We start from the raw sequence: 6,608 nt of genomic DNA, 5'->3' as shown, positions 1-6,608 counted from the left end.
TTAAGGGGGTAGAATCACTTGGTTTTAGGGGGCAGCTTACACTGGATTTTCCAATAGCAAAACTTTTGTTTTTCTATGCAAAAAACTATTATTTATTGAAATACAGAATGTTATACATTATTTATCGTTAGTAGTAATTGTTCGTGCTAATCTTTCCGGTAACCTAATGATGGTAGATCGAAGTTTGTAGTGGTAGATGTTCACTATCTACCACCACAAGATAAATTATTCACAATCAAAAGATTACATAAATAATGGTAGATATGGTAGATGATTTGGATTATTTACACATAGAATGGCATCTGGGGCGTGTCCGGAGAGAACAACTTCTTAAACATAAATCTTTTGACTTTCTAACTTTGCCAACGGGCATTGACATATTATATTTATAACAAAAAAGGCATTCCCTGTTGATAGAGAATGCCTTTTGATTATTATTCAAAGAATAAGTATTATTCGATAACAGGAGCTTGAGTAGCTGTACCCCAATTCATGACCATTGTCCTAACAAACAAGTCGGCTGTAGGATCATCCTTCGGCTGCGTAGGATCTGCATAACCATTACCGGCGATAGTAGCAGAAATCTGATAAACCACGTTTCTATGTACCTGACCGTAATACATGTTTTCGCTATCCAATCCATCGAGACCAATCTTTATCGGCCAATAGCGCAAGACAGGAGCATCCTCTTTACCAAATGTCCAAGATGTGTTATCATTCATTATAGCTTTTATATAAACTTCACCACTGACAACCAATTCGGATGCCAAAGTTGTTTTATCCAGGACGAAAGCTTGATCTTCCTCTTCCGGATCTTCTTGTTCTCTGGCCGCTCCTGTCTGATTATTAGGCAACACATAAAAATATAAAGAGTTCGCAAGAGTAATTGCTTTATCTCCGGAAATAGTAGCATCTTCCCAATTCTGAGTATATGTTGTTTCTGCTGTACTCAATGCCTTTATATAATTAGCAGCATCGACAGTTCCAGCAAAACGGCCGAATGAGTTACTAGAGTTAGTCCCGGAATAATAATCATCTCCATCAGCAGTTTCATAAGTAGCGGCAATATTACCCCAAACCTTATCTGGCAGATTGAACCACTCTGTATTACTTTGGCTTTGGTCTGCCACCTTAGCTTTTGTACGACCATGTAATACAAAAACATCCTTAGGCACAAACTTAATCGTTCCTGATTTGTATTTTTGACTACCATCAACCTTGACTTTAGTCATATCCAAATCAAGGGCATTCAATTCCACACGAGCCACATTTCTAATTAATCCTAAAGGTTTTCCAGATTCAATACTGTGTCCTCCTGTAGTGTTTGAGTAACCATAATAATTTTCACCTTCGGCAAGAGTGAATTTAGGGCTAATACCACTACTCATAGGTAACCCATTCGCTCCTTCTCCGGAAAAGACATAGTAAGCAGATGTCAACTCAAAAGAGTTAGCGGTTGCGGTAAGAGCATCCTTTGGAACATTCGCGAAAGCCAAAGCACGATAAGAAGCACCAGCCTTTAATCCCTTAAACTGAATCTCATTGTTTGAATCAGTAACCTCTTCATCCTCATTAGCTGTAAGATCACTAACTTGTAAGAATGTTCCGTCCTCATTATAAAGGGCTACAAATAAATTGTAAATCTTAGCTTCGCCTTCCTTGGCGTTCTCATCCTCGCCGGCTTTTGTCTGTGTGCTCTTTGTTAAGTTTTTCACCACAATCGTAAGATCAGCGGTGCCTGCTTCCGGTGTAGGTGTCGGATCCACGCTAGGGATAGGATCATCCTCGTTTGAACACGCCGCAAATGCGCAAGCGATCATTGTCCCGAATAATAAATTTCTAAGTTCTATTGGGGAATGGTTATAGGGGGGTGTTCTTTAGTTGATTAGGCTTTTGTTGTGTGAAGGGAAGTAACAACTCAGTAGTATTAATTACCCTCAACGTTACTTCTTTAATCGAGGTTTTTATTACATTTGCCGTATGATCTCCCGTCAGGGCGAGACTCCGTTGGAAAAAACAATTTATGTATTGAAGAATATGAATCTATTTGATATGTCCCCATTTAAAGAAAAAGAGGCATACTTCCGACGCTTGCTCGACGTAGCGAATGTGAATGCCTTGTCCCCCAAGGAGCGTGCGACGTACGATGAGAATCTGAAGATCTACCGTGACTGGAAGGCCACGATGGAGTACGCCGTGGAGGAGGCGGAAACAAAAGGTAAAGCAGAAGGTGAGCGTTTGGCTACCCTACGCAACGCTCGTAACATGAAGAAAGCCGGTGTCGATCTTTCATTAATCGCCGAATGCACGGGGCTTTCGTTGGAAATAATACAAAGTCTCTGATCTGATAAGCCAGTTGCGGACTGAAACTATAGCGGATGACACGGATCTTGGGGAGAAGTATCTTTCTTGATCCGTGCCATCCGAATCTGAAGTGATCTCCGTCTCATGCGTCTAACACCCCATTAAACCGGTCTATTGCCTGTCTTTTACTAGCATCGATGATTTTCGCGTATACTTGTGTGGAGATGATGTTCTTGTGTCCTAGTAATTTACATACCGTATACAAGTCAATGCCAAGAGCTAGTGAAAGAGTGGCGAAAGTATGGCGGCTTACGTGAAAGGTCACTTTCTTGTTCTTGATGCCGGCGGCTAAGGCCCAGCCTTTTAATACCTGACATATAATCGTGAGGCTAGGTAGATGGAATATCAAGCCGACCCTGTCATTGTCATTCTCCCTTGCGGGAAGATATTTTATCGCCTCTTCGGACAATGGGAGATAAATAGCCTCTTTCGTCTTTCTCTGTATGATCTGTAAACGGAATTTATCATTTCCTTCTTTTTGCATATCTTCCCATCTAAGAGCGGTCAAGTCGCTGATCCGGAGTCCGCAGAAACAGCAGAACAGAAAAGCCTTTTTTACCTCTGGGCATGCGCAATCTGTCCGGATTAACCTCTTTAGTTCCTCTAGGGTCAAATAAGTACGCAGGCTGGTAGGTTTGTGAGGTTTTTCGTCTGTATCCAGCGAACCACAAGGATTCGAGAGGATCAGCCCTTTTTTGACCGCCTTATTGAGTGTGACATTCAGGAGCCGGTAATAACCGTGAATCGTGAAGTCGCTTTTGAGGTAGGGTTGTTTACGCAAGTGAGCGATGAAACCTTTCACGAAACCGGTATCTATGTCTTTAAGCAAGCATTGCGGCATATAGTCTCTAAGATGATTGGCCAGACTTCTTAATCGTAGGGAATAGGCTTTGTCGCCATGCGCGGATTTATCGGTGGACAATTCCGAGAGGAATTCTAAAAGTGTTTTTTTCCCGAGCCCGTTTATCATACGGACACCATAAATCTCGTTCTGAAGATCAATGATCCGTTGTGCCTTGATACTATTGGCCAAGCGCAAAGTGATTCGGTTCTTATCACGGTCTTCAGGGAAACGTTCCGGGGTGAGGTAGAGCTTGAGGAACTCATAATACCTCTTTCCTTTGTAATAGATGTCCAGATATATGGACTGGTTCGCGTTCGACAGTTTCTTGAACCGGAGCTTTACGGGCTCTTTCGCTTTCACCTCATTCTTTTTTCTTGCCATGATTTTGCTGAATTTAAGTGATTATGTAAGTTTTTCAGTATAGTATTTCCTAATTTCAAGGAAATATCAATATGTTTGTTTCCTGTAATTTAGGAAATAAATCCTATCTTTGTCCTATAAAAAAAGAAAATCATGAGGAAAGATGTCATCAAATCTCTTATTGCCATCAAGCAAAGCGAAATTCCGTTTGATGTGATTGAGCGAGACATAAAGTTACCGATCAACCGAAACAAGATCATTACGGTTCCGGGTGTGCGTCGTTGCGGTAAGTCCACATTAATGGAGATCGCTATCAATGGGCTTGTCCGTGAAGGGGTTTCCCCTAGAAATATATTATGGCTAGGGTTTGATGATGAGCGTTTGAAAAATATGTCATCCGATGATTTGGATGATGTGATAGTTTCATACATGGAGATGTTTCCGGATATACCCATAAAAGATGTGTATATGTTTTTCGACGAGATTCAATTGATTAAGGATTGGGAATACTTCGTCTTGCGTGTCTATAAATCTTATTGTAAGAACATTTATGTGTGCGGAAGCAATGCTACTATGCTGTCCACAGAGTTAAGTTCGGCTCTGCGCGGATATCCCTTGGAATACGAGACCTATCCGCTTTCGTTCAATGAATATTGCCGTTTCAAGGGAATCGCCACTAATAGCTATTTGGAACAGGACAGGGCAAGATTGAAGATGGCTTTCGAGGCATACAATCAGGCAAGCGCTTTTCCCGAAATCGTATTGACGTCATCCCGGTCGGAGCAGTTGAAACTGCTTCACGGCTATTTCGACACGATGATATTGAAGGACTTGGCCGAACATTACAAGATATCCAATACGGGTGTGGTACGGTATTTCGTCAAGCGTGTCATGGCCAATCTCACCAAGCCTACCTCCATCAATGCCATCTACAAGGACATCAAGTCCCAAGGGCTTAAAGTCAGTAAGGATGACCTGTATCTTTGGGCTGATTATATCTGTAACATCTTCATGTTCGCACGAATCTCCAAATACGACCGTTCGCTGGTAAAGGAACAGAAATCGCTTGATAAATACTACTGTATAGATAACGGTATGCGTGGTGCCGTGCTTATGCCGCAGAGCAACGACAATGGGAAAAATCTGGAAAACACCGTGTTTATGCAACTGAACCGGATGCGGCTCCCTTCGGACAAGATTACCTACTATCAAGGAAATTGTGAGTGCGATTTTGTGCTTCAACGGGAGGATAACGTGATACAACTCATACAGGTTACTTGGGATATGGTGGATGCGAGTACGAGAGAAAGGGAAATCAAAGGCTTGCTGGAAGCCGCCTCGGTGACCGGATGCGAGAATCTTATCATTGTCACGAAAGACGAGGAAAATACATTCAATAGAGAAGGCAAGGAGATCAAGGTGATCCCTGCATGGAAATGGGTCTTGCTTTTTTCTTGCCATGATTTTGCTGAATTTAAGTGATTATGTATATTTGTTACTAGGATGATCCGAGTACCACCCCGGTAGCATAAAATACACGGATTGAGCCTTTTTCTATAGGTGAAAGTTGCAAAAGGTAGGGAAACCTATCACTTTTATGAAATTGATACATTTGTCTCTTATTATAGAGAGTTCTGCCTATCAGCGCCACGATATATCCTTCCTATTTTTGCCACATATTAAATGTGGAAATAAAAAAATATTATACAATGAGATTCAAGAGATATATTCTTTTATCGTTGGTGTTATGTGGTCTGGTCGCTTGTTCGGACGATAACACGATAGAGATTCCGGAAGCGCCGGTACTGGAGAAAGCGCAACTGGCCTTGGCGATCAAGAGCGAGAAGGGTGCGATGACGAAGGCGGGAGAGGAGGCTACTCCTACGGACGCAGACGTGAATACGCTTACGGTCGGGGTGTTCGGTACGGGTTGGAGTATGGTATATACGGTGAGCGGTGAGGACATAACGACCTCTACAAGTACAGATGTGACCACGCAAGAAATCGGTCCGAAAGAGGTATATGCGGGTGCGGCGGAAGTTGTTGTCGTGGCCAATGCTTCGGCAAATGTTCAGGCAGCGTTGGCCAATGCCGGTACGAAAGACGCGTTTCTTGCTACGGTGATTAAGCTGGAGGAGGAAACTCTGAAAAAAGGTTTGACTATGAGCAGCGAGGTGCTTACAGTAACTTTGGTCGCGAATACGACTAATTATATTGGTTATAGTACGAAGCAAGGCGATGATATAACCGTAGGGGGTCAAGCCGGTAAAGAAATTTATGGAGCAGGCCCGGTTCGATTAGTCCGCGATGTCGCTTCGATCGCTTTGGCTTCTGCAGAGATCGACAATCTTAATAATGCGAATTATATAAGTAAAGACTTTGTTTTAAAAGAAGTCTTTATCGCCAGTGCGAAGGGTGTTTCCTGCGTAGCTTCCGCATCCAATTGGGGGGGAATAGAGAAAACATTTGACTTTACAAACACAGGTTTTGGATATTCAAATTATATGGTAGGTAAAGAATTCTCAGGATCTCCGAATATCGACGAGGGTTCTTATAAAAAAGGAACTCAGACAAAAAGAGATGAATTAGCAAAGGCTCATACAAAAGACAATACAGCCTTGAATCATGAATTCTATGTCTATGAAAATAAATTGGGAGAGATCGCTGAAGCGGACAAAGCTTCCGCGAACCGGGATTACGCCAACCACACCTTATTGATCGTAAAAGGAGATTATACCTATCTGCCGAATGGTTTGGCTGATACTGAAACTAATTATGTGAAAAAAGAAAATTGTTATTATGCGATACCTGTAGGAGCGGAAGTTACGATTGACGGGAAAACTGGAACTCAAAAAGGTTTCTATGTTCAACGTAACTACAAATACGCGATCTCCTTAACCATCATCGGCCCCGGTTCCGAGATCCCATACGATCCGATGATCTCCGCCAATGTGAGCGCATCCGTGAAAGTGGAGCCATGGAACGTGAAGACTATCCATGAGGAAGTAGAATAAAGCAATATAGGGTAAAATAATTGATA

At 42.3% G+C, this 6,608-nt stretch carries 5 protein-coding genes; 3 read left to right on the top strand and 2 right to left on the bottom strand.

Annotated features, from left to right (window positions below; translation table 11 throughout):
• Positions 1-452: 452 nt before the first annotated feature.
• Positions 453-1,820: a fimbrial protein gene (locus tag DWY79_RS19920; protein WP_005867551.1), complete on the bottom strand. Its 1,368-nt coding sequence runs from the start codon at positions 1,818-1,820 to the stop codon at positions 453-455.
• Positions 1,821-1,980: 160 nt separating this feature from the next.
• On the opposite strand from DWY79_RS19920, the gene DWY79_RS19915 reads away from it, so the two are divergent.
• Positions 1,981-2,343: a PD-(D/E)XK nuclease family transposase gene (locus tag DWY79_RS19915; protein WP_122143914.1), complete on the top strand. Its 363-nt coding sequence runs from the start codon at positions 1,981-1,983 to the stop codon at positions 2,341-2,343.
• A gap of 103 nt (positions 2,344-2,446) precedes the next feature.
• Here the strand turns inward: DWY79_RS19915 and DWY79_RS19910 are convergent, their stop codons facing one another.
• A complete protein-coding gene (locus DWY79_RS19910) occupies positions 2,447-3,589 on the bottom strand; it encodes a site-specific integrase (protein ID WP_122370178.1) in 1,143 nt (380 codons plus the stop codon).
• A 132-nt stretch (positions 3,590-3,721) separates the two neighbouring features.
• Between DWY79_RS19910 and DWY79_RS19905 the strand changes: the two genes are divergently transcribed.
• A complete protein-coding gene (locus DWY79_RS19905) occupies positions 3,722-5,050 on the top strand; it encodes an ATP-binding protein (protein WP_005867557.1) in 1,329 nt (442 codons plus the stop codon).
• A 227-nt stretch (positions 5,051-5,277) separates the two neighbouring features.
• Positions 5,278-6,582, top strand: coding sequence for a fimbrial protein (locus DWY79_RS19900; protein ID WP_122370176.1), 1,305 nt, complete (start codon positions 5,278-5,280; stop codon positions 6,580-6,582).
• Positions 6,583-6,608: the final 26 nt, after the last annotated feature.

Origin of the sequence: Parabacteroides sp. AF27-14, assembly GCF_003635425.1 — a bacterium.
Taxonomy (GTDB): domain Bacteria; phylum Bacteroidota; class Bacteroidia; order Bacteroidales; family Tannerellaceae; genus Parabacteroides; species Parabacteroides distasonis.
This window is presented reverse-complemented; position numbering and strand designations above follow the sequence as displayed.